Here is a 1,372-nt window from a genome sequence, read left to right on the forward strand (position 1 = left end):
GTCATATATTATCTATATACTCAACCGTTGGAATGGGTTTTGAAAAATATTGCCACCGCCACAATGTTATTAAAGATAATGAACATGATAAAATACAAGAATTCACAGCTGAGTGGCAACACACTATAGATTCAGTAGACAAGCGTATTGCTGGGTTAATCCATGAAATACAACCCCCTAATAACTCACATACCCCCCCCATTTAATGATTCGCTGAGGATCACCTCTGCTAATTTAAAATCCAGAGTATGGTCAATATCAACCGATCTTATGGTGGGCATTTCGATGCTAAACACACCCTCGCCATAACGAACGCCTTGGTTGTTAATCATCGACTCGGTAGTGAAGGCATAAACAGCACCATTTAGGCGATAGCAAGTAGGTAGTTCCTGACTGCGTTTACCTTTGACTTCCTCTTTCATAAATCCCCCCATATTACCATCAGTAGGTAGGGTATTACTCCAAAATGGGCTGTGTTCGCATTCACAGACAGAGACCACTCCATCAGCCTGCTTAGCTAGTAATTTTTCTAAAGCCATATCTATATCTATAGCAGAGCGTAGTGGTGACGTTGGTTGCAAAATGACAACGATATCAACCTTATCTTCACCAGTGAGTGTTGAAAGTAAATGTAAAATAACACTATCAGTTGATGCTGAATCACCTGAAATATCAGTTGGACGCATGAAAGGAACCTCTGCACCATATTGAGTTGCAATATCGGCAATTTCATTACAATCTGTACTGACCATCACTCGGTCAATATATTGTGATTGCAATCCGGCATCAATCGACCAAGCAATTAGCGGTTTACCTTGTAAAGACAAAATATTTTTACGTGGTAACCTTTTACTGCCCCCGCGTGCCGGAATAATAGCAAGTACCTTTTTACCATCAATCATAAGCCCCCCTTAGATTTAAAATATCCGACTGAGCTCTCTGATAATCTTCCATACGGCCGATGTCTAACCAATATTCATGGATAGGAAACATCATCACATTGCCTTTTTCTTCTATTTTATTTTCAAGTAGAGTTGGCATATCTATTTTTTTATTTTTTTTAACTTGTCCAATAATATCTGGGTTCACAACGTAGATTCCTGCATTAATATGAAATAACTGCGTGGGTTTTTCTACCATACTAATTATTTTTACACCATCGCTTTGGATAACTCCGTAAGGGATTTGATACTCATATTCCCGCACACACATAGAAGCATCGGCTGATTCATTGTTATGGAAATCTAATAATTTCAGAAAATTCATATTAGTCAAAATATCACCATTCATCATAATTAATGGTAATTTTGGCAAATCATTGGGCAACAACCCTAACGCGCCCCCAGTTCCAAGCGGGGAGTCTTCATAAACA

The 1,372-nt window shown here is 38.6% G+C and carries 2 protein-coding genes and 1 pseudogene; 1 reads left to right on the top strand and 2 read right to left on the bottom strand.

Translation table 11 applies throughout. The features are described from left to right. Positions 1 to 206: pseudogene (locus tag AC4GME_RS13235) on the top strand (hypothetical protein); the annotation flags it as partial. Here AC4GME_RS13235 and AC4GME_RS13240 read toward each other — a convergent pair. Together AC4GME_RS13240 and AC4GME_RS13245 are read right to left on the bottom strand one after the other, a co-directional pair. Next, positions 186 to 902: an acylneuraminate cytidylyltransferase family protein gene (locus AC4GME_RS13240; protein ID WP_490378434.1), complete on the bottom strand. Its 717-nt coding sequence runs from the start codon at positions 900 to 902 to the stop codon at positions 186 to 188. The pseudogene AC4GME_RS13235 and the gene AC4GME_RS13240 sit on opposite strands and share 21 nt — an antisense overlap. Continuing rightward, a partial coding sequence (locus AC4GME_RS13245; RefSeq protein WP_490379556.1) for a sugar phosphate nucleotidyltransferase occupies positions 895 to 1,372 on the bottom strand: 478 nt, incomplete at its 5' end. The genes AC4GME_RS13240 and AC4GME_RS13245, both read right to left, overlap by 8 nt.

It is taken from the genome of Psychromonas sp. (assembly GCF_983033635.1).

What these genes read in the sequence shown, in the direction of transcription:
- AC4GME_RS13240 (WP_490378434.1), bottom strand. Translation starts at nt 902, where the DNA reads ATGATTGATGGTAAAAAGGTACTTGCTATTATTCCGGCACGCGGGGGC.